This window comes from Mesorhizobium sp. M1322 (assembly GCF_040318085.1).
Classification (GTDB): Bacteria; Pseudomonadota; Alphaproteobacteria; order Rhizobiales; family Rhizobiaceae; genus Mesorhizobium.
In genome coordinates this window covers 11,954-31,127 of record NZ_JAMYLP010000004.1, presented here as the reverse complement: position 1 = coordinate 31,127, position 19,174 = coordinate 11,954, and the positions used below count along the sequence as shown (strand labels likewise).

General features: G+C 62.5%; 17 protein-coding genes and 1 pseudogene. 10 read left to right on the top strand and 8 right to left on the bottom strand.

The window, feature by feature from the left end; genetic code table 11:
- Nucleotides 1–8 precede the first annotated feature (8 nt).
- Nucleotides 9–707: a TetR/AcrR family transcriptional regulator gene (locus NKH12_RS02490; protein ID WP_352951737.1), complete on the bottom strand. Its 699-nt coding sequence runs from the start codon at nucleotides 705–707 to the stop codon at nucleotides 9–11.
- 82 nt (nucleotides 708–789) lie between these two features.
- Between NKH12_RS02490 and NKH12_RS02485 the strand changes: the two genes are divergently transcribed.
- The 4 genes from NKH12_RS02485 (at nucleotide 790) to NKH12_RS02470 (ending at nucleotide 4,257) form a co-directional block, all read left to right on the top strand.
- The gene (locus NKH12_RS02485) at nucleotides 790–1,572 is read left to right on the top strand and encodes an NIPSNAP family protein (protein WP_352951736.1); all 783 of its coding nucleotides are present in this window, start codon (nucleotides 790–792) and stop codon (nucleotides 1,570–1,572) included.
- 147 nt (nucleotides 1,573–1,719) lie between these two features.
- Nucleotides 1,720–3,117 carry a class II fumarate hydratase gene (fumC, locus tag NKH12_RS02480; protein WP_352951735.1) on the top strand — a complete coding sequence of 466 codons (1,398 nt, stop codon included), beginning with the start codon at nucleotides 1,720–1,722 and terminating at the stop codon, nucleotides 3,115–3,117.
- Nucleotides 3,118–3,239: 122 nt separating this feature from the next.
- A complete protein-coding gene (locus tag NKH12_RS02475; RefSeq protein ID WP_352951734.1) occupies nucleotides 3,240–3,662 on the top strand; it encodes a DoxX family protein in 423 nt (140 codons plus the stop codon).
- 172 nt (nucleotides 3,663–3,834) lie between these two features.
- Complete coding sequence (locus NKH12_RS02470; protein WP_352951733.1) at nucleotides 3,835–4,257, top strand: DoxX family protein; 423 nt, start codon at nucleotides 3,835–3,837, stop codon at nucleotides 4,255–4,257.
- Nucleotides 4,258–4,321: 64 nt separating this feature from the next.
- Here the strand turns inward: NKH12_RS02470 and ppx are convergent, their stop codons facing one another.
- Both ppx and NKH12_RS02460 read right to left on the bottom strand, forming a co-directional pair.
- A complete protein-coding gene (gene ppx, locus NKH12_RS02465; RefSeq protein ID WP_352951732.1) occupies nucleotides 4,322–5,857 on the bottom strand; it encodes an exopolyphosphatase in 1,536 nt (511 codons plus the stop codon).
- Nucleotides 5,857–8,058: an RNA degradosome polyphosphate kinase gene (locus tag NKH12_RS02460; RefSeq protein ID WP_352951731.1), complete on the bottom strand. Its 2,202-nt coding sequence runs from the start codon at nucleotides 8,056–8,058 to the stop codon at nucleotides 5,857–5,859. The genes ppx and NKH12_RS02460 overlap by 1 nt, the downstream gene beginning before the upstream one ends.
- Nucleotides 8,059–8,371: 313 nt before the next feature.
- Between NKH12_RS02460 and NKH12_RS02455 the strand changes: the two genes are divergently transcribed.
- From NKH12_RS02455 to NKH12_RS02445, 3 genes are all read left to right on the top strand, one after another.
- Complete coding sequence (locus NKH12_RS02455) at nucleotides 8,372–8,617, top strand: zinc-finger domain-containing protein (protein ID WP_352951730.1); 246 nt, start codon at nucleotides 8,372–8,374, stop codon at nucleotides 8,615–8,617.
- Between the two features lie 16 nt (nucleotides 8,618–8,633).
- On the top strand, nucleotides 8,634–9,863 hold the full coding sequence (locus NKH12_RS02450; RefSeq protein ID WP_352951729.1) for an FAD-dependent monooxygenase: 1,230 nt from the start codon (nucleotides 8,634–8,636) through the stop codon (nucleotides 9,861–9,863).
- 238 nt (nucleotides 9,864–10,101) lie between these two features.
- Nucleotides 10,102–10,278 (top strand): hypothetical protein, encoded by a 177-nt coding sequence (locus NKH12_RS02445; RefSeq protein ID WP_352951728.1) that lies wholly within the window; start codon nucleotides 10,102–10,104, stop codon nucleotides 10,276–10,278.
- Between the two features lie 12 nt (nucleotides 10,279–10,290).
- Here the strand turns inward: NKH12_RS02445 and NKH12_RS02440 are convergent, their stop codons facing one another.
- The 5 genes from NKH12_RS02440 to NKH12_RS02420 all read right to left on the bottom strand — a co-directional run bounded on the left by NKH12_RS02440 (nucleotide 10,291) and on the right by NKH12_RS02420 (nucleotide 15,345).
- Complete coding sequence (locus NKH12_RS02440; protein WP_352951727.1) at nucleotides 10,291–10,959, bottom strand: TIGR02117 family protein; 669 nt, start codon at nucleotides 10,957–10,959, stop codon at nucleotides 10,291–10,293.
- 119 nt (nucleotides 10,960–11,078) lie between these two features.
- On the bottom strand, nucleotides 11,079–11,882 hold the full coding sequence (locus NKH12_RS02435; protein ID WP_352951726.1) for an amino acid ABC transporter ATP-binding protein: 804 nt from the start codon (nucleotides 11,880–11,882) through the stop codon (nucleotides 11,079–11,081).
- Nucleotides 11,883–11,904: 22 nt separating this feature from the next.
- Nucleotides 11,905–13,062: an amino acid ABC transporter permease gene (locus NKH12_RS02430; protein ID WP_352951725.1), complete on the bottom strand. Its 1,158-nt coding sequence runs from the start codon at nucleotides 13,060–13,062 to the stop codon at nucleotides 11,905–11,907.
- 4 nt (nucleotides 13,063–13,066) lie between these two features.
- Nucleotides 13,067–14,254 carry an amino acid ABC transporter permease gene (locus NKH12_RS02425; RefSeq protein WP_352951724.1) on the bottom strand — a complete coding sequence of 396 codons (1,188 nt, stop codon included), beginning with the start codon at nucleotides 14,252–14,254 and terminating at the stop codon, nucleotides 13,067–13,069.
- Nucleotides 14,255–14,316: 62 nt separating this feature from the next.
- On the bottom strand, nucleotides 14,317–15,345 hold the full coding sequence (locus NKH12_RS02420) for an amino acid ABC transporter substrate-binding protein (protein WP_352951723.1): 1,029 nt from the start codon (nucleotides 15,343–15,345) through the stop codon (nucleotides 14,317–14,319).
- Nucleotides 15,346–15,784: 439 nt separating this feature from the next.
- Between NKH12_RS02420 and NKH12_RS02415 the strand changes: the two genes are divergently transcribed.
- The 3 genes and pseudogenes from NKH12_RS02415 (at nucleotide 15,785) to NKH12_RS02405 (ending at nucleotide 19,079) form a co-directional block, all read left to right on the top strand.
- Nucleotides 15,785–16,948: a cystathionine beta-lyase gene (locus NKH12_RS02415; RefSeq protein WP_352951722.1), complete on the top strand. Its 1,164-nt coding sequence runs from the start codon at nucleotides 15,785–15,787 to the stop codon at nucleotides 16,946–16,948.
- A gap of 264 nt (nucleotides 16,949–17,212) precedes the next feature.
- Entirely contained in the window at nucleotides 17,213–18,301 is a 1,089-nt protein-coding gene (locus NKH12_RS02410) for an HPP family protein (protein ID WP_352951721.1), read from the top strand.
- 102 nt (nucleotides 18,302–18,403) lie between these two features.
- A pseudogene (locus NKH12_RS02405) lies at nucleotides 18,404–19,079 on the top strand (RNA polymerase sigma factor).
- Nucleotides 19,080–19,174: the final 95 nt, after the last annotated feature.

Genomic DNA, 19,174 nt, shown 5'->3' with positions numbered 1-19,174 from the left:
CTCCGGCATCAAAAGGCTCTGTGCTGCCGCAGCACCCTGCGACGTCGCTTCGCAACTGCTCCGCCCTTGTTTGACGAATCTGAGGAAGCTCCCTGCTCCAGCGCGTTCAGGCAATCGCGCAGCACAGCAGAATCCTGCGCCGTCTTGGCCATCGACATGGCGCCGGAATAGGTGGCGACCGCGAGGGCCGCGAAGCGCTGCGGATCGGTGCCCTGCTCCCTGCCCGCTTGCTGGTCGGCCCTGATCCTGTCGGCGATCGCCTCGCGCCATGCCGAAAAAATGCCGGCAAGGGCAGCGCGAAAATCCGCATCGGCGAGCGACAATTCATGCGCCAGGTTGTTGAGCGGGCAGCCGCGCACGAAACCCTGTTGCTCCAGTTCCGCCGCCACGGCCTCGAACACGCTGCGCACGCCCTCGCGCGCCGAGCCTGCCGCCTGCACCGGCGCGATCCATGTCGCTTCGACGGCAGCCGCCACCCGCTCCTCGATCACCGCCAGCGCCAGCGCCTTCTTGGTCGGGAAATGATGATGCAGCGCGCCGCCGGTCACGCCTGCCGCGGCCATCAGGTCGCCGAGGCTGGAAGCGTGGTAGCCGCGCGCCTGGAAGGAGGCTTCGGCGACATCGAGCACGCGTTTGCGCAGGCCGTCCGGGTCGTTGGTGCGTTTGCCGGGCCGCGCCTTTGGGCGAGCGGTGATCTCTGCTGACATTTTCACACTATAGCAGATTGACAAAACAGGACAACCGGTCTGTTTTAAAACAGGATGAATACCCTGTTTTGGAGATTGTGCAATGAGCCTGCCCCCGAATGCTCCGTCGAAACCCAGTCTCAAGGCCTCGCCAGTCGTCGAGCTCAGGCAGTACACGCTGAAACCGGGCCGGCGGGAGACGCTGATCGGCATCTTCGACGGTCACCTGATCGAGGGTCAGGAAGCGGCTGACATGACCATCATCGGTCAGTTTCGCGATGTCGACCGGCCTGACATGTTCGTCTGGCTACGCGGCTTCGACGGCATGGTCGCGCGGAAAAATGCGCTGACCGCTTTCTACGGAGGACCCGTGTGGGCTGCATATCGCGATGCCGCCAATGCCACGATGATTTCCTCCAACGACGTGCTGTTGCTGAAACCGGCATGGCTGGGCGCCGGCTTCGATCTGTCGAACTCGCAACGGGCGGCCTTGCCGGGTCACGAAACGCCAAGCAGATACAATCGCTTGTCGGATATTGTTGTCATCAAGATTCATCATCTGCGGCCCGGCGCCGAGGCCGACTTCGCCAGCCGCTTCGAACCCGACGCGATTCCCGTGTTGGCGGCACTTGGCGCACGGCCGCTTGCTGCTTTTGTCACCGAGCATGCCAAAAACAGCTTTCCCCGCCTGCCGGTGCGATCAGGCGAAAACGTCTTCATCAGCGTCACCACCTTCAACAGCGCGGACGCACATGCCCGCCACGAGGCGGCCCTTGCCAGTTCCCCGGAGTGGCAGGCATTCGAGCGGGAGGCCCAGTCATGTCTGGCTAGATCGACCGAGACCTTGCGCCTATCTCCAACCTCACAGTCGCTGCTTGGGCGGTGAGAGGCGAGCCTCTTCCTTCTCCCCCTGCGGCAGAAGGAAGAGACGTTCCTTCAACCGATTTGCATCCTTGCCGCCCGCAATCTCCGCTTGAAGCCATTTGTGCAACGCGATACGCCGGTGCCGAATTCGACAGATCGGAGAGATCCAGTGAGCGCGCCAGAGACCAGAACCGAAACCGACACGTTCGGTCCCATCGAGGTCGCCGCCGACCACTACTGGGGCGCGCAGGCGCAGCGTTCGCTGGGCAATTTCAAAATCGGCTGGGAAAAGCAGCCGGCGTCGATCGTTCGCGCGCTCGGCATCGTCAAGCGGGCGGCGGCCGAAACCAATATGGAGCTGAAGCGGCTCGACCCGGCCATCGGCAAGGCGATCATCGAAGCCTCCCAGGAAGTCATCGACGGCAAGCTCAACGATCATTTCCCGCTGGTCGTCTGGCAGACCGGCTCCGGCACGCAATCCAACATGAACGCCAACGAGGTGATCTCCAATCGGGCGATCGAACTGCTGGGCGGTGTCATGGGATCAAAGAAACCGGTGCACCCCAACGACCACGTCAATATGAGCCAGTCGTCGAACGATACCTATCCGACGGCCATGCACATCGCCTGCGCGGAGCGCATCGTGCACGACCTGTTGCCGGCGCTGAAGCATTTGCATGCGGCGCTCGAAGCCAAGACCAAAGCTTTCGCCCACATCATCAAGATCGGCCGCACGCATACGCAGGACGCGACGCCCCTCACCCTTGGCCAGGAATTCTCAGGCTATGCCGCGCAGGTCGCCTCGTCGATCAAACGCATCGAGATGACGCTGCCAGGTCTGCAGGAACTGGCGCAAGGCGGCACCGCCGTCGGCACCGGCCTCAACGCGCCGATCGGCTTTGCCGAGAAGGTGGCGGCGCGAATCGCTGACATCACCGGCATCGCGTTCGTCACCGCGCCGAACAAGTTCGAGGCGCTGGCGGCCCATGATTCCATGGTGTTCTCGCATGGCGCCATCAACGCCTGCGCCGGCGCCCTGTTCAAGATTGCCAACGACATTCGTCTACTAGGCTCCGGCCCGCGCTCCGGCCTTGGTGAACTGTCGCTGCCGGAAAACGAGCCGGGTTCATCGATCATGCCGGGCAAGGTCAACCCCACCCAGTGCGAGGCTTTGACGCAGGTCTGCATCCAGGTGTTCGGCAATAATGCGGCCGTGACCTTCGCCGGCAGCCAGGGCCATTTCGAGCTCAACGTCTACAACCCGCTGATGGCCTATAATTTCCTGCAATCGGTGCAGCTGCTCGCCGACGCCTCCATCTCCTTCACCGACAATTGCGTCGTTGGCATCGAGGCGCGGGAAGACAACATCAAGGCCGCCCTCGACCGCTCGCTGATGCTGGTGACAGCACTGGCGCCGACCATCGGCTACGACAACGCCGCCAAGATCGCCAAGACCGCGCACAAGAACGGCACGACCTTGCGCGAGGAAGCGCTGGCCACCGGCCTGGTCACCGAAGCCGATTATGACCGCCTGGTGCGGCCGGAGGACATGACGCATCCCGGATGATCTTGCGCTGATCGCAAAAACGTTACCGCGGTGAACAATCTGTAACCAAATCTACATCTTTGGTGAACAGTCGCCCTGCTCTATGTGGATGGGCAACGCAACCCTTCTGGAGAGAGCCCACCATGTCCACCAACACGTCCGTTGCCGGTTCCGGCACCGTTTCCAACGCCTCGGCCACCATCCTGCTTGGCCGCGTCCTGCTTTCAGCCATCTTCGTGCTTTCCGGTTTCGGCAAGCTCACTGCGATCGCTGGCACCGCCGGCTACTTCGGCAGCATGGGCCTGCCGATGCCGACCGTAACGGCTGTAGTCGTCGGCCTGATCGAGCTGCTCGGCGGTCTCGCCATCCTCATCGGCTTTCAGACCCGGATCACCGCCTGGGTGCTGGCAATCTTCACCGTCGCCACGGGGCTGGTCGCACACACCGGCTGGGCCGATCAGATGCAGATGATCAGCTTCATGAAGAACCTGGCGATTGCCGGCGGCTTCCTCGTGCTGGCTTCCTCGGGCGCCGGCGCCTATTCGGTCGACGCCAAGCGCGGCTGAAGCGGTCCAGGAACGATTTGCACCAAGGGGCGCGGAATTTTCCGCGTCCTTTTTTGTTGTCGATCTACCAGATTTCGATTGGTCGGACCGAGTGCCCTGATCCGAATTTCTGCTAAGAATGAGGCGTCGGGGGAGAACAGGTCAACCGGCCTGGCCGACATCGAGGTGACCAATGCCCCGCAATGCGCTGCTTCTGTTTTCCCGACTGCTTCTCGCCGCGCTATTCGTTCCGTCCGGCTTCCACGCGCTTACCGACATTGCAGGCACATCAGGTTACTTTGCCGGCCTCGGCCTGCCGCTGCCCACGCTCGCAGCCTGGGCGACGGGGCTGTTCGAGCTGATCGCCGGACTGCTCATCCTCGTCGGCCTTAACACCTCGATCATGGCGCTCCTGCTTGCCGCCTTCTGCATTGCGGCAGGCTTCATCGGCCACTATGGCCAGGGCGGCGACGATCCGATGCTGACCTTCATGCATTCGCAGATGCTGATGAAGGACATCGCACTATCGGGCGGTTTTCTGGCATTGGCGATGGCTGGCGCCGGCGCCTATTCGTTCGATGGGCGGATATTTCGGATCGACCCTGAAACGACTTGACCGACACAAGCTGCCAAACTTAGCCAGATTACTTGCCTGAGCCAGATTACTTGACTGAGCCTGATTACTTGGCCGGCATATTGGGGCCGCCCTCGACCGCCAGCACCAGCCGGCGGTTGGTGACCCTTGCCAGCTGTGCCAGCCGGCCGGCCGGCCGCTCGCCGTAAAGATCGGCCAGCGACGCCGGCAGCACCAGCGCCAGCACGCCATTGCCGCGGCTCTCCCATTTCAGCCGCGGCATGACGCCCGGCATCGCCGCCGTCAGCAGGTAGACGACGCGCATCGCGGCGGCCAGGACGCGGGCGCGCTCGATATAGCGCGGCGTCGCCAGTGCCTTGATTTCCGGCGCGATCGATTCGTTGAAGATGCCCTCATGACGGTAGGCGTTGGCCAGCGCCAGGAAGGCGCGGCCGGGATGGTCGACGCCGATGAAGGAGGCGTGGGCAATGATGTTGAGCGACTGCTTGCCGCGATATTCGGGATGCGCGCGCCAGCCGATGTCGGCAAGCAGACAGGCGGCCTGGCGGTAACGCGCCTCGTCGACGGTCTCCTCGATGCCGAAGGCGGCGAAGGTCTTGCCCGTCCACTCGACAAGCTCATGCGCGTGGGTGACCGAGCGCGAACGCAGCCGGGCGAGTTCCTCCGAGGCCGAGATCAGCGGATCTGCCTTCTGCTCGGCTTTGTCGAGCAGCGAAAAGAGAAAGCCCTCGCGCACGCCCAGCGCCGAGACGATGATCTTGGACGGCTGCATCGCCGCCATGATCTCCTGCAGCACGATGGCGCCATAAGGCAGCAGCGAGCGGCGGTTCTTTGAGACGCCCTCGATACCCCGTATCTTCTCGATCTCGCCCTTGGCGACCTGCTTGAGGAAGTTCGCAGCGCTGTCGATGCCGATCTCGTAATGGTGCATGACGCTCAGCGGATAGCTGGTCATTTCCATGTACAGCCGGGCGAGGTTTCGCCAGGTGCCGCCGACCGCATAGAACGGCCTGCCCTGTCCGCCTTTCAGGAGCTTTGCCTTCGCGAGCTCATCGCGCGCTATCTTTGCCGCCTGGGCCAGTGAGTTCTTGGCCATGTCCTGCAGGCGCAGGCCGCCCAGCGGCAGCGTGATGCCATCGCCGATTGCCTCGCCATCAACGTCGACCAGTTCGAGGCTGCCGCCGCCGAGGTCGCCGGCGATGCCGTTGGCCGGGTGGAAGCCGGAAATGACGCCGAGCGCGGAATAATAGGCTTCCTGGCGCCCGCTCAGCACCTGGACCTCGGTCTTGAGCACATCTTCGGCGCGGTGGATGAAATCGGGGCCGTTGACCGCCTCGCGGGCAGCGGCGGTCGCCAGCACGTACATATGCTCGGCGCCGGCCTGCTCGGACAGCGCGCGGAAACGCCGAAACTCCTCCATCGAGCGGGTCACCGCCTCGGGATCGAGCTTTCCGGTCGAGACGATGCCGCGGCCGAGGCCGGCCAGCATCTTTTCGTTGAACAGCGTGGTCGGTGAGCGCGCCAGCCCCTCATAGACGACAAGACGGATCGAGTTCGACCCGATGTCGATGATGGACAGCGGTCGGCGGTCCTGAAGCCGGCCCTGGGACGTTGAAATCATCAGCCGGTCGCTGCGGCGTTTTTCTTGCGGCGCTTGAACTGCGCGATGCGCTTGGGCGCATGCGATTTCAGCGCATCGCCCCGTCCGGAAAGGCTCGGATTGGTCATGAAATATTCCTGCGCGTTGAACGGTTCCTCGCCCTCCTCGAGCGTAGCGCGCCGGGAGGTTCCGTCAGTCAATACGTCGAAACTTTGCTGGTTGTCCATGATGTTGCCCAGCATGATCTGGCCGAGGACTTGTTCATGTACCGTTGGATTGGTGATCGGCACCATGGTTTCGACGCGGCGGTCGAGATTGCGCGGCATCAAATCAGCCGATGAGATGTAGACGACCGCCCCGTCCGACGGCAGTCCATGGCCGTTGCCGAAACAATAGATGCGGCTGTGTTCGAGGAAGCGGCCGACGATCGACTTGACCCTTATGTTTTCCGACAGGCCCGGCACCTGGGGCCTCAGGCAGCAGATGCCGCGCACGACGAGATCGATCTCGACGCCGGCGCGGCTGGCGTCATAGAGCGCGTCGATAATGATCGGGTCGACCAGCGAATTCATCTTCATCCAGATGCGGGCCGGCCTGCCCTCCAGCGCATGGGCAATCTCGTCTGAAATGTGCTTGAGGATACGTTTGCGCAGCGTGAACGGCGAGATGGCCAGCCGCATCTCATCGGTCGGCTCGGCGTAGCCGGTGATGAAATTGAAAAGCTGGGCGACATCGCGGGCGATCGTCGGAGCGGTGGTGAAAAAAGACAGGTCGGTGTAGATGCGCGCGGTGACCGGGTGGTAGTTGCCGGTGCCGAGATGCACGTAGTTGCGCAGCTTGCCGTCCTCGCGCCGCACCACCAGCGACATTTTCGCGTGGGTCTTCAACTCGAGGAAGCCGAACACGACCTGAACGCCAGCGCGCTCGAGGTCGCGCGCCCAGCGGATGTTGGCTTCCTCGTCGAAGCGCGCCTTGAGCTCGACCAGCGCCGTCACCGACTTGCCGGCCTCCGCCGCGTCGACCAAAGCGCGCACGATCGGGCTGTCGTTTGAGGTGCGATAGAGCGTCTGCTTGATCGCCACCACTTCCGGGTCGGCCATCGCCTGGCGCAGAAACTGCACCACCACGTCGAAGGATTCGTAGGGGTGATGAACGATGATGTCCTTCTCGCGGATGGCGGCGAAACAGTCACCGCCGTGCTCGCGGATGCGCTCGGGAAAGCGCGGATTATAGGGGGTGAACTTGAGATCGTCGCGGGCGATGGCGACGATCTCGGAAATCTGGCTGAGCGCCAGCGGACCGGTGAGCACGCTGATGCGGCTCGACGAGACGCCAAGCTCGCCGGCGACGAACTCGCGCAGTTCGGCCGGCATCAGCTTATCGAATTCGATGCGGATGACCGAGCCGCGGCGGCGGCGCTTCAGCGCCGTCTCGAACAGGCGCACGAGATCCTCGGATTCTTCCTCGACCTCGATGTCACTGTCGCGGATGATGCGGAATGTGCCGGAGCCCTTAACTTCATAGCCGGGGAACAGCTTGCCGATATAGAGACCGACGGCCTCTTCCAGCGGAATGAAGCGGACATGACGCTTGCGGTCAGGCAAGCGGATGAAACGCTTCAGCGCCACCGGCAGACGCAGCAGCGCACTCATCTCCTCGCCATTCCTGCGATGGCGCAGTTGCAGGGCCATCGAGAAGCCGAGATTGGGAATGAACGGGAACGGATGCGCCGGGTCGATCGAAAGCGGTGTGAGCACCGGAAACACCTGCTCCTGGAAATGATCTTCAAGCCAGGTCTTCTCGTCCTTGGTCAGCGCATCGCGGCTGATGCTCTCGATGCCTTCCTTGTCTAGCAGCAGCATCAGCGCGGAAAGGCTCTTCTGCTGGTCCTCCTGCAGGCGCTCGACCTCGCGCAGCAATTGTTCCAGCTGTTGTTCGGGGGTGCGGCCGTCCGGGCTCTTCAGCTTGATGCCTTCGCGAACCTGGCCGGCGAGACCGGCGACACGGACCATGAAGAACTCGTCGAGATTGGCGGCCGAAATCGACAGGAAGCGGACCCGCTCGAGCAGCGGATGGTTGGCGTTCAGCGATTCCTCGAGGACGCGGCGGTTGAATTGCAGCCAGGAAAACTCGCGGTTGACGAAGCGATCTGGGTTGCCGCCCTCTGGGCTCGCCACCTCGACAGTGGTGAATTCGTTCTGCACCGGCTTTAGTTCGTTCATGGTTCCTGCTCGTTTCGCACCCGCTGGCCGCAGCGTCGCGCGTCTTTGCGGACGCGCAAAGGACGCTCTATCACTCTTAAGCTACGCATGATCCCCAGCGAAACCGAATTCGGTTTTCGGACCATGCCTTAACCGGCTTAGCTTATCCTGTGACAGGCTTTTACGACAGTTTGATTTCATCGATCTTGCAAAGAGACAGCTTATGATACAGATGCAATCCAGGCTACAGCGCGGCCCGCCCTTGGACGCGCAAAGGACGCGGTGGAATTTTGATTTTTGCGCATGGGTCATGCGGCAAATGTAGGAGACGACGATGGCAGGCGGTTCCATTCCCCATTTCCAGAATGATGCGGGCTATGCAGCGATCGACATCGGCGTCAAGGAATTCATGTGCACCGGCGCCAACCCGCCTTTCGACCATCCGCATGTTTTTCTCGACATGGGCGACGACAATGAAAAGGTTTGCCCCTATTGCTCGACGCTTTATCGCTATTCGTCAAAGCTGAAGGCCACGGAAACGCAGCCTGCGGGATGCCTCTATATCGACCAGGCCGCCTGACGCGCACGCCATCCCCATGGACGACACCCGGTCCCGGCAGGTCGTTATCGCCGGAGCCGGAGTCGCCGGACTGACTGCGGCGCTGGCATTTTCCGAGCGCGGCTATCTGGTGCGGCTGTTCGAACAGGCACCGCGCCTCGAAGCGGCCGGCGCCGGTATCCAGCTCTCACCCAATGCCACGCGCATCCTTCGCCAGCTCGGCGTGCTCGACCGGCTGTTGCCGGCAGCGGTGCGGCCGGAGGCGGTCGTGCTCAAGGAGGCGGCCACGCTGCGCGAGCTGGCGCGGGTGCCGCTTGGCGAAGCAGCCGAAAGGCGCTGGCAGGCGCCCTATCTCGTCGCTCATCGGGCCGATCTGCAAGACGCGCTGATGGCGCGCCTTGCCGAGCAGCCGGACATCAGTCTCGTTACCGGCGCGCGCGTCGGCGGCGTCGCCGCAGGACCGCGCCATACCACGGCAACAGTCGAGATTGCCAGCAAGACGGTCGAAGCCGACGGCTTTCTACTGATCGGCGCCGACGGCGTCTGGTCAACGATCCGCGCTTTTGGCGGGTTTGCGGCCAAAAGCCGGTTTTCGGGCGAGCTTGCCTGGCGCGCTACGATCAGTGCAGACAGTGTCGCGGGAGAAGCCCTTGCGGCGGTCGGCGCCGTCAATTGCGTGACCACCTTCCTGCATCCCGGCTTCCACCTCGTCGCCTATCCGGTCAGCAACGGCACGGCGTTCAACCTGGCCGCCTTCACCAGGGGCGAGATCATCGCCGAGGGCTGGTCGGGCCGCGCCGACCCCAACATCCTCGTCGGCGCCATGCGTGGCACGGCGGCAACACTGGCCCGGCTTGCCGAGGATGCCGGTCCGTGGACCGCATGGCCGATCCATACGGTCGACCAGGCACAGCCATGGACAACGCCCGCCGGCATCGCGCTGATCGGCGACGCCGCGCATGCGATGACGCCGTTTGCGGCGCAGGGGGCGGCGATGGCGATCGAGGATGCCGCAACCCTTGCCGGCTTTGTCGCGGCCTCGCCCGCCGATCCCAGGAGCGCGCTTGCCGCCTGGGAAAAGGTGCGGCGCCCGCGCATCGCCAAGGTCGCCCGCCGCGGTGCCGTCAACCGTCTCGCCTGGCACGCTTCCGGGCCGGTGGCGGTCGCGCGGAACCTGTTCCTGAAGCTGCGCTCGCCGGGAAAGCTCGCGGCCGATCTTGACTGGCTCTATGGCTGGCGGCCGCCGGAAACCGTCGATCGGCAATGAAAGCTCGACCGGTTGGCGGGACAGCGCCCCCTCTGTCCTGCCGGACATCTCCCCCACTTGGGGGGAGATCGGCCGTCACCTTGGCTTTCGCCTTATCTCCATCCTTACAGAATGAAGCGCAGCGCCAAAACTGCCAATCTACCTCCTTGTGGGGGAGATGTCCGGCAGGGCAGAGGGGGCGCGAAGGAATGAGGCAGTCGCATTCGACAGCGCAGCCCACACCGAGTAGGAAGGCGCTATGGGCAAAATCGTCCGACATGAACTCGATCCGACGAATCCGGTTCCTTTGACAGAAGCTCAGAAGGCCGAGATTGCTTGGTTAATCGCGCGGCCGGAGGTCGACATCGACGTCAGCGATATTCCCGAGAAAACCGAGAAATTCTGGCGTAGCGCACGGAACCGCAAGACTGGCTGATCGCCGGAACTCTTAATTATAAATCCGCATCGACAGGTCGAGTGAGGCCGGCAGCGGATTCCACCAGCCTGTGCGCAGGCCGGCGGTACGCAGAGCCGCCGCTGTCCAGGTGTTGCAGCCAACCAGCGCGTTGAAATGGCCGTTGGCTTCGTAGAAGCGGTCGAACCTGGAATAGGCGGCATTCTCGATCAGGATCGCGCCGTTCGGCCCTTGCTGGAAACTCGCGGCTATGAAGTCGAGCAGCGCCGCAAAACGCTCCTCGCTGATGTCGAAGCCGGCGACGTCGGGGTGCGGCTCGACGATGTTTCCGGCGACATCGACATGCATCACCGATGCGTCCAGTGTCAGCGCCTTCATCACCGGCACCGCCTTCAGTTCCGACCAGGTCGGCGTCTCCAGATAGAAGGCGCGGCCGCCCCAGCCGAAGACGATGTAGCGGACCCCAGCCATGTCGGCCGGAATGCCGTCATCGACCAGGAAATGGAAGCGCTTGCGCACATCGTCACCGACCGGGATGGCGATATCGGTGTGGATCGGATTTTTCAGCACCAGGATGTGCCTGCTGGCGACCGGATCGGCGGCGGCCGCCGGCAACATCGGCCGTGGAATTAACGTGCCCAGCATTACGGCAAGCACGATTGCCACCACCAGAATGGCGAGAAAACGCCCAAGCTTTTTCATGGGGACGGTTTTTCATGAGGAACCGGCTTGCAACCGGGGCGCGATTGCGAGGCTAACAGCTCAGACGCAAAAGAGCCCGGCCAGGTTTCGGTCGGGCTCTTTTGATTGCTTGAGCGCGATCAGTGCAGGATCTGCGACAGGAACAGTTTTGTGCGCTCGTGGCGCGGATTGTCGAAGAACTCGGCCGGCGTGTTCTGCTCGACGATCTGGCCCTGATCCATGAAGATCACCCGGTTGGCGACCTTACGGGCAAAGCCCATCTCGTGGGTGACGCAGAGCATGGTCATGCCCTCTTCGGCGAGGCCAACCATCGTCTCCAGCACTTCTTTGATCATTTCGGGATCGAGCGCCGAGGTCGGCTCGTCGAACAGCATGATGCGCGGGTTCATGCACAGCGAGCGGGCGATGGCGACGCGCTGCTGCTGGCCGCCGGAAAGCTGGCCGGGATATTTGTTGGCCTGTTCCGGGATCTTGACGCGCGTGAGGAAGTGCATGGCGATTTCCTCGGCCTGCTTCTTCGGCGTCTTGCGTACCCAGATCGGCGCCAGCGTGCAGTTTTCCAGGATGGTCAAATGCGGGAACAGGTTGAAGTGCTGGAATACCATGCCGACCTCGCGGCGCACCTCGTCGATCTTCTTGAGGTCGTTGGTCAATTCCTTGCCGTCGACGATGATCTTGCCCTTCTGGTGCTCTTCCAGCCGGTTGATGCAGCGGATCATCGTCGATTTGCCGGAGCCCGAAGGGCCGCAAATGACGATGCGCTCGCCGCGCATCACCTTCAGGTTGATGTCCTTCAGCACATGGAATTCGCCGTACCATTTGTGCATGGCGATGATGTCGATGGCGACATCGGTGGTGGAAACCTGCATCTTGGCGGCATTGACCTTGATCTCTTCCGCGCTGACTGCATTTTCTATGGCCATGGAAGGTTCCCTTTTTTTGTTCTTAGCGTTTGTAACTGGTGTCGAGCCGGCGTTCCGTGAACATCGAATAACGCGACATGCCGAAACAGAACAGCCAGAAGACGAAGGCAGCGAACACCAGGCCGGACCTGGCCGTCTGCGGCGTTGCCCAGTTGGGGTCGGAAAAATTCTGTTTGACGACGCCGAGCAGGTCGAACATCGAGATGATCGAGACCAGGCTGGTGTCCTTGAACATGCCGATGAAGGTGTTGACGATACCGGGAATGACCAGCTTCAGCGCCTGCGGCAGCACGATCAGGCCCATCTTCTGCCAGTAGCCGAGGCCGAGCGAATCCGCACCCTCATACTGGCCCTTGGGGATTGCCTGCAGGCCGCCGCGCACCACTTCGGCCATATAGGCAGCAGCAAACAGCGACACACCTATCAGCGCGCGCAGGAACTTGTCGAAAGTGACGCCGGCCGGCAGAAACAGCGGCAGCATAACGCTGGCCATGAACAGGACGGTGATCAGCGGGATGCCGCGCACCGTCTCGATGAAGATGACGCACAGCATTTTGACGATCGGCATCTTCGATCGCCGGCCCAGCGCAAGTACGATGCCGAGCGGCAGCGACACGGCAATGCCGACGAAGGACAGGGTGAGCGTCACCAGCAGCCCGCCCCATAGCGAGGTTTCGACATGCGGCAGGCCGAACACGCCACCAACCAGCAGGATGAAGGCAAAGATCGGCAGCGCCCCGAAGAACAAAATGGCGTTCAGTCCCTTGCGCGGCACCTTCGGGATGAGCAGCGGAACCAGCAGTGCCACGAACAGGATGGCAACCAGGATCGGCCGCCAGCGCTCATCGATCGGATAGCGGCCGAACATGAACTGGCCGAACTTGGCGTTGACGAAGGCCCAACAGGCGCCGGACCAGCCGTCCGGCTGGATACCGCCCTGCGCCACCGTGGCGCAGAAGGTGCGGTCCGTGCCGGTCCATTGGGCGTTGATGAACGCCCAGCTGATCAGTTGCGGCAGGATCATCGCGACCAGCACGATGCCGATGATTGTCAGGATCGTGTCGCCGGCCGAAGCGATCAGGTTCTTGCGTATCCAGGCGCCCAGGCCGCGCTCGCTTGGCGGCGCCGACTGTGCCAGCGCCATTTCGACGCGGACGAAGGAAAGGTCGTGCTCCTGCATGTCCCTACCTCTCCACCAGCGCCATTCTGGCGTTGACCACGTTCATGATCGCCGACGTCAACAGACTGAGCGCGAGATAGACCACCATCATGATCAGCACGCACTCAATCGCCTGGCCGGTCTGGTTCAGCACCGTGCCGGTCGTCGCCGTCAGGTCCGGGTAGCCAATGGCGATGGCGAGCGACGAGTTCTTGGTCAGGTTCAGATACTGGCTGGTCAGCGGCGGAATGACGATGCGCATGGCTTGCGGAATGACGACAAGCCGCAGGACCGATCCCGGCCGCAGCCCGAGCGCAGCGGCTGCCTCGGTCTGCCCCTTATTGACGCCCATGATGCCGGCCCGCACGATTTCGGCGATGAAGGCCGCCGTATAGAAGGACAGCGCCAGGTAGAGCGACAGGAACTCCGGCTTGACCTGAAAGCCGCCAGTCAGGTTGAAGGTCGATTGCTTTGGATAATCGAAGCTCAGCGGGAAGCCGCTCAGCGCGTAGGCCAGCAACGGCAAGCCGATGATCAAAGCCACCGATGTCCAGAACACAGGGAATTGCTGGCCGGTCGCCATCTGCCGCTGACGCGCCTTGCGGGCGACGAACCACGCCATGGCAATTCCGAGAAGCAGGGCCACCAGGATCAGCCAGGAGCCTTCGCCCCAGACAGGGCGCAAAAAGTAGAAGCCGCGCTGGTTGAGAAATGAGCCGAATGGCAGGTTGATGCTTTCGCGCGGCGGCGGCAGCACCGAAAGCACGCCGGAATACCAGAAGAAGATGACCAGCAGCGGCGGGATGTTGCGGAAGACCTCGACATAGACCGTGCAGATCTTGCGGATCAGCCAGTTGTGTGAAAGCCGGCCGACGCCGAGGATGAAGCCGATGAGGGTGGCGGTGATGATGCCGGTGACGGCAACGATGAGCGTGTTGATGAAGCCGACCAGAATGGCGCGGCCGTAGGTCGAATCCGACGAATAGGCGATGGCGCTGTCACTGATGTCGAAGCCGGCGCGCCCCCTGAGGAAGCCGAAGCCTGATGCAATGCGCAGGCGCGTCAGATTGTCGATGGTGTTTTGGACGATCCACCAGACCAACGCCACCAGCACGATGACGACCACCGCCTGGAAGAATATGCCGCGGACCTTCGGATCGTTGATAAAAGAGCCCCGGCTTGGCTCCTCGCGAAGAATTTCCTGCGATGCCATTCGACCATCCCCTGGAAAGAGAAACCGGAAGGCAGAGAGCTGCCTTCCGGATCACATTTCGATCAGCGGATCGGCGGAGCGTATTGCAGGCCGCCCTTGGTCCACAACGCGTTGATGCCGCGCGCGATCTTCAGCGGGCTGCCCGAACCGACATTGCGTTCGAACATTTCGCCGTAATTGCCGACTGCCTTGACGATGTTGACGACCCAGTCATTGGAGACGCCGAGATCGGTGCCGATCTTGGTATCGGCCTCCTGGCCGAGCACGCGCTTGATCTCGGGATTGTCCGAGGTCTTCATCTCTTCGACATTGGCCTTGGTGATGCCGAGTTCCTCGGCGCCGAGCAGCGCGAAGTAGGTCCACTTGACGATGTGGTACCATTGGTCGTCGCCCTGGCGCACGGCCGGTCCGAGCGGTTCCTTGGAGATGATCTCGGGCAGCACGACGTGGTCGGCGGGTGCGCCGAGCGTCAGGCGGATGCCGTAGAGGCCGGACTGGTCGGTGGTGTAGACGTCGCAGCGGCCGGCGTCATAGGCGGCGTTGACCTCTTCCAGCTTTTCGAAGACGACCGGGTTGTATTCCATCTTGTTCGACTTGAAATAGTCGGCAAGGTTGAGTTCGGTCGTGGTGCCGCTCTGCACGCAGACCGCCGCGCCCGAAAGCTGCAGTGCGGAATTCACGCCCGGCAGCTTCTTGGCGTTGATCATGAAGCCCTGGCCGTCATAGTAGGTGACACCGACGAAATTCAGCCCAAGCGCCGTATCGCGATTGATGGTCCAGGTGGTGTTGCGCGACAGGAGGTCGATCTCGCCTGACTGCAGCGCGGTGAAACGTTCCTTGGCGCTGAGCGGCGTAAACTTGACCTTGGTGCCATCGCCGAAAACGGCGGCCGCGACAGCGCGGCAGAAATCCGCATCGATGCCTTGCCAGTCGCCCTTGTCGTCCGGCGCCGAGAAGCCGGCCAGACCGGTCGAGACGCCGCATTGGATGAAGCCCTTGGCCTTGACGTCGTCGAGCGTGGCCGCCGACGCGGCCGAAGCCACCAATCCAAGCGCGGCGGCGCCCAGGATGCCGATTGCAATGTGTTTCATAACCCACAGACCCTTTTCTGTTTTTTTCAGGCGAACCTGACTTTTTCCGTGAACGCAGCTTCCGGTTCCGGCCCATTCCCGGAACCCGCATCGCAACCGACGCGCTGCCTCCCATTCACGAACTGCATCGAAGGCGATTATTTCAGTGAGGTCAAGGAAAATGACCGAAACCGAATGAGTTCGAAAACCAATTGCCGCAAATGCCTGAATTGCAGACAAACGCGCCTGGAAATTAGTCAGCGGTGCGAACAAAGCCGGCAAAGCCCGGTCAACGCAAATCGCGGCTGCGCCGGCAAACCCTTCGCTCGGATTCACCGCGCATGACTGACTTGTCATGCGATGAATTGGCATATGCAAAGTCCGCCGGCTGGCGGATGGCGAACGGTTGCGCGGCCAATGCCGCCGCACTATGGCTAGCCTTCATCAGAGGCGAAGTGCAATGGCAAAAGACGGCAACGAAATGGGCATCAACACGCGGCTTGCCCACTCGGGCAACAATCCGCACGACTATTTCGGCTTCGTCAATCCGCCGGTCGTGCATGCCTCGACCGTGCTCTATCCCAACGCGGCGACGATGGCTGCACGCAGTCAGAAATACACCTACGGCACGCGCGGCACGCCGACCACCGACGCGCTTGCCAGTGCCATCGACGGGCTGGAAGGCTCGGCCGGCACGATTGTGGTGCCCTCGGGCCTGGCGGCGGTGACGGTGCCGCTGCTCGCCTTCCTGTCGGCGGGCGACCATGTCCTGATCGTCGATTCTGTCTATCACCCGACCCGCAATTTCGCCGACACGATGCTGAAACGGCTGGGCGTCGAGGTCGAGTACTACGATCCGCATGTCGGTGCCGGTATAGCGGCGCTGATCAAGTCCAACACCAGGGTCGTGTTCACCGAATCGCCGGCCTCCAACACTTTCGAGGTGCAGGACATACCGGCCATCGCCAGCGCCGCGCACGCCGCAGGTGCGATCGTCATGATGGACAACACCTGGGCGACGCCGCTCTACTTTCGCCCGCTCGACTATGGCGTCGACATCTCGATCCACGCGGCGACGAAATATCCGGCTGGCCATTCCGACGTGCTGCTCGGCACCGCGTCGGCCAACAAGGCCTGCTGGAAACAGCTTTGCGAGACGTTTTACACGATGGGCTGCTGCGCCGGGCCGGACGATGTCTATCAGGTGCTGCGCGGCCTGCGCACCATGGGTGTGCGCCTCGACCACCATCAGCGCAGCGCACTTGATATCGCGGGCTGGCTGGAGGGCCAGCCGGGCGTGGCGCGTGTGCTGCATCCAGCGCTTGCCAGCCACCCCGATCACGATCTCTGGAAACGGGACTTCTGCGGCTCGAGCGGCATTTTTTCGATCGTGCTCAAGGGCGGCGGCCAGAAACAGCAGCATGCTTTCCTCGACGCGCTCAGGATATTCGGCCTCGGCTATTCCTGGGGCGGTTATGAGAGCCTTGCTGTGCCGGTCTTCCTCGGCGACCGCGTCGTCGCCAAGGGTCCTTATGATGGCCCGCTCATCCGCCTGCAGATCGGGCTTGAAGACGTCGAGGATTTGAAGGCCGACCTTGCGCGCGGTCTCGCCGCGGCGGGTTGAGCTACGGTAGCGAGCTTCCAAAACCGATTCAGAAAACGCGCTCAACCTTTTGAAAAGACTAGCCGCATCACGCTGTGTAGCTGCTCCGGCTGGCGGCCGGACCTCGCCTGATCTACCCGCGTCGCGCAACAATATTTCCCAAATCCGCTATTTCTCGGATTGGTTTGGCTTTCGAATTCAGCAGTCCGGCGTCATTGCAAGGCGTTTCAAAGTTCAACACTCCTCGGGAATCAACCCCAGAGTGGGATAAACCCCAGAGCACCCATGGCCTTTCGTCTTTTTTCTCCCATACTGGCCGGCGCGACACTGCGCGAGCGCATGATCGCCTGTTTCGGTGCGACGATCGGCATTGCGCTGACCGGCGCGATCGGTGGCCTCGTGCTCGGCAGCGGCCCGCATGTGCCGCTGCTCGTGGCGCCGATGGGTGCCTCGGCCGTGCTTTTGTTCGCAGTGCCGGCGAGCCCGTTGGCGCAACCCTGGTCGATCATCGGCGGCAACACCATATCGGCGCTCGTCGGCGTGATTGTGGCGCGTTTCATACATGAGCCCGTCCTTGTGGTGGGCATTGCGGTATCGTTGGCCATCGCCGCGATGTCATTCACACGCTGCCTGCATCCACCAGGCGGCGCGGCGGCTCTGACGGTGGTGTTCGGCGGCCCGGCCGTCATCGACGCCGGCTTCCTGTTTCCGTTCGTGCCGGTGGCATTGAACTCGATCGTGCTGGTGGCGCTCGGATACGGTTTTCACAAGCTGACGCGACGGACCTACCCGCATGGTACCACCGCTGCGTCAAAGAACAGCCACGGCACCATCGATCCACCGGCGCAGGAGCGTATCGGCTTCCGGCCCGAGGACATCGATGCTGCGCTCGGCGCTTTGGAGGAGACGTTCGACATCGACCGCAACGATCTCGAACGGCTACTGCGGCATGTGGAGTTACAGGCGATGGTGCGCACGCACCGGACCTTGCTGTGCGAGGATATCATGTCGCGCGACGTGATTGCCGTGGACGAGCATGCTGATGCCGACGAGGCGCGTCATCTGCTGCTCGATCACAATATCCGGACGCTGCCGGTCGTCGACGCGGAGGCCAAGCTTATCGGCGCCGTCGGACTGCGCGAACTGGCGCGGGCGGCGCAAGCGGTGAAAAGCGTGACAAAGGCCGTGGCGACTGCCTCGGCGAGCGCGCCGGCCATGGGCCTCCTGCCGGTGCTTACCGACGGCCGCAGCCACGCCGTCGTCATCGTAGACGACAACCAGCAGATCCTCGGCCTCATTACGCAGACCGATCTGCTGGCCGCAACGGCACGCGCGCAAGCTGGCGACAAGGCGTTGGCGGAAGCGGCAGCGTAAGCGGTGCCGGCCGCCGGGAAAAATGTTCGGGAACCTTTTGCCGGTTAGGCCGTCCAATGTTTCGATCGGAGGATTTGCCTCCGGTCAGGAGATTGGCTCGCGATGAGGAAACCGGTCATATCTGCGACCGTCATGCCCGCCGCATCTGGCGAGATGCAGCTTGTCGGCCGTGCGCTGGCACGCGAGGGCGGAGCCTTCCACACGATTATCAAAATGCACATCCAGCGACTCTATCGTATCGCCCGCAGCGTCGTGCGCAACGACAGCGAGGCCGAAGACATCGTGCAGGAGGCCTATGTCAGGGCCTTTGCCCAGCTCGGGGATTTTCGCGGCGAATCCTCTCTCGCCACATGGCTGTCGCGCATCGTCATCAACGAGGCGCTTGGGCGTTTGCGCAAAAGGCGGCGAACGGTAGCGATGCCGCAAAATCTACAAGCCGATCAAGTTCCCCCTCAATCCCAGCGACGATCCGGAGCGGATGATGGCGCAACGGCAGATCCTCGAGCTTGTCGAACGGGCGACCGATCGCCTTCCCGATGTATACCGGACAGTATTCGTGGCGCGGGTGATCGAAGGTCTCAGCATAGACGAGACCGCCGAATTGCTTGATGTGCGGCCCGAAACCGTCAAGACCCGGCTGCACCGCGCCCGCGCCCTCGTCCGCAAGGCGCTGGCCGATCAGATCGGCCCGGTGCTGCTCGATGCCTTCCCCTTCGCCGGCCGCCGGTGTGAACGGCTGACCGCCGCGGTGATGCAGCGGCTTGGCTTTACAGACTGATTTTCCCGAATTCCCGGGAACGTTTGCTCCCTTCCGGCATCCAATCATCGTCAACTGAAAATGCCCGGAGCCAACCGCATCCGGCGAAGGAGAAC

Bases quoted from the DNA above. Each gene is read 5' to 3' on its own strand.
- NKH12_RS02490 (WP_352951737.1), bottom strand. From the start codon at position 707: ATGTCAGCAGAGATCACCGCTCGCCCAAAGGCGCGGCCCGGCAAACGC.
- NKH12_RS02485 (WP_352951736.1), top strand. From the start codon at position 790: ATGAGCCTGCCCCCGAATGCTCCGTCGAAACCCAGTCTCAAGGCCTCG.
- NKH12_RS02475 (WP_352951734.1), top strand. From the start codon at position 3,240: ATGTCCACCAACACGTCCGTTGCCGGTTCCGGCACCGTTTCCAACGCC.
- NKH12_RS02470 (WP_352951733.1), top strand. From the start codon at position 3,835: ATGCCCCGCAATGCGCTGCTTCTGTTTTCCCGACTGCTTCTCGCCGCG.
- ppx (WP_352951732.1), bottom strand. From the start codon at position 5,857: ATGATTTCAACGTCCCAGGGCCGGCTTCAGGACCGCCGACCGCTGTCC.
- NKH12_RS02460 (WP_352951731.1), bottom strand. From the start codon at position 8,058: ATGAACGAACTAAAGCCGGTGCAGAACGAATTCACCACTGTCGAGGTG.
- NKH12_RS02455 (WP_352951730.1), top strand. From the start codon at position 8,372: ATGGCAGGCGGTTCCATTCCCCATTTCCAGAATGATGCGGGCTATGCA.
- NKH12_RS02450 (WP_352951729.1), top strand. From the start codon at position 8,634: ATGGACGACACCCGGTCCCGGCAGGTCGTTATCGCCGGAGCCGGAGTC.
- NKH12_RS02445 (WP_352951728.1), top strand. From the start codon at position 10,102: ATGGGCAAAATCGTCCGACATGAACTCGATCCGACGAATCCGGTTCCT.
- NKH12_RS02440 (WP_352951727.1), bottom strand. From the start codon at position 10,959: ATGAAAAAGCTTGGGCGTTTTCTCGCCATTCTGGTGGTGGCAATCGTG.
- NKH12_RS02435 (WP_352951726.1), bottom strand. From the start codon at position 11,882: ATGGCCATAGAAAATGCAGTCAGCGCGGAAGAGATCAAGGTCAATGCC.
- NKH12_RS02430 (WP_352951725.1), bottom strand. From the start codon at position 13,062: ATGCAGGAGCACGACCTTTCCTTCGTCCGCGTCGAAATGGCGCTGGCA.
- NKH12_RS02425 (WP_352951724.1), bottom strand. From the start codon at position 14,254: ATGGCATCGCAGGAAATTCTTCGCGAGGAGCCAAGCCGGGGCTCTTTT.
- NKH12_RS02420 (WP_352951723.1), bottom strand. From the start codon at position 15,345: ATGAAACACATTGCAATCGGCATCCTGGGCGCCGCCGCGCTTGGATTG.
- NKH12_RS02415 (WP_352951722.1), top strand. From the start codon at position 15,785: ATGGCAAAAGACGGCAACGAAATGGGCATCAACACGCGGCTTGCCCAC.
- NKH12_RS02410 (WP_352951721.1), top strand. From the start codon at position 17,213: ATGGCCTTTCGTCTTTTTTCTCCCATACTGGCCGGCGCGACACTGCGC.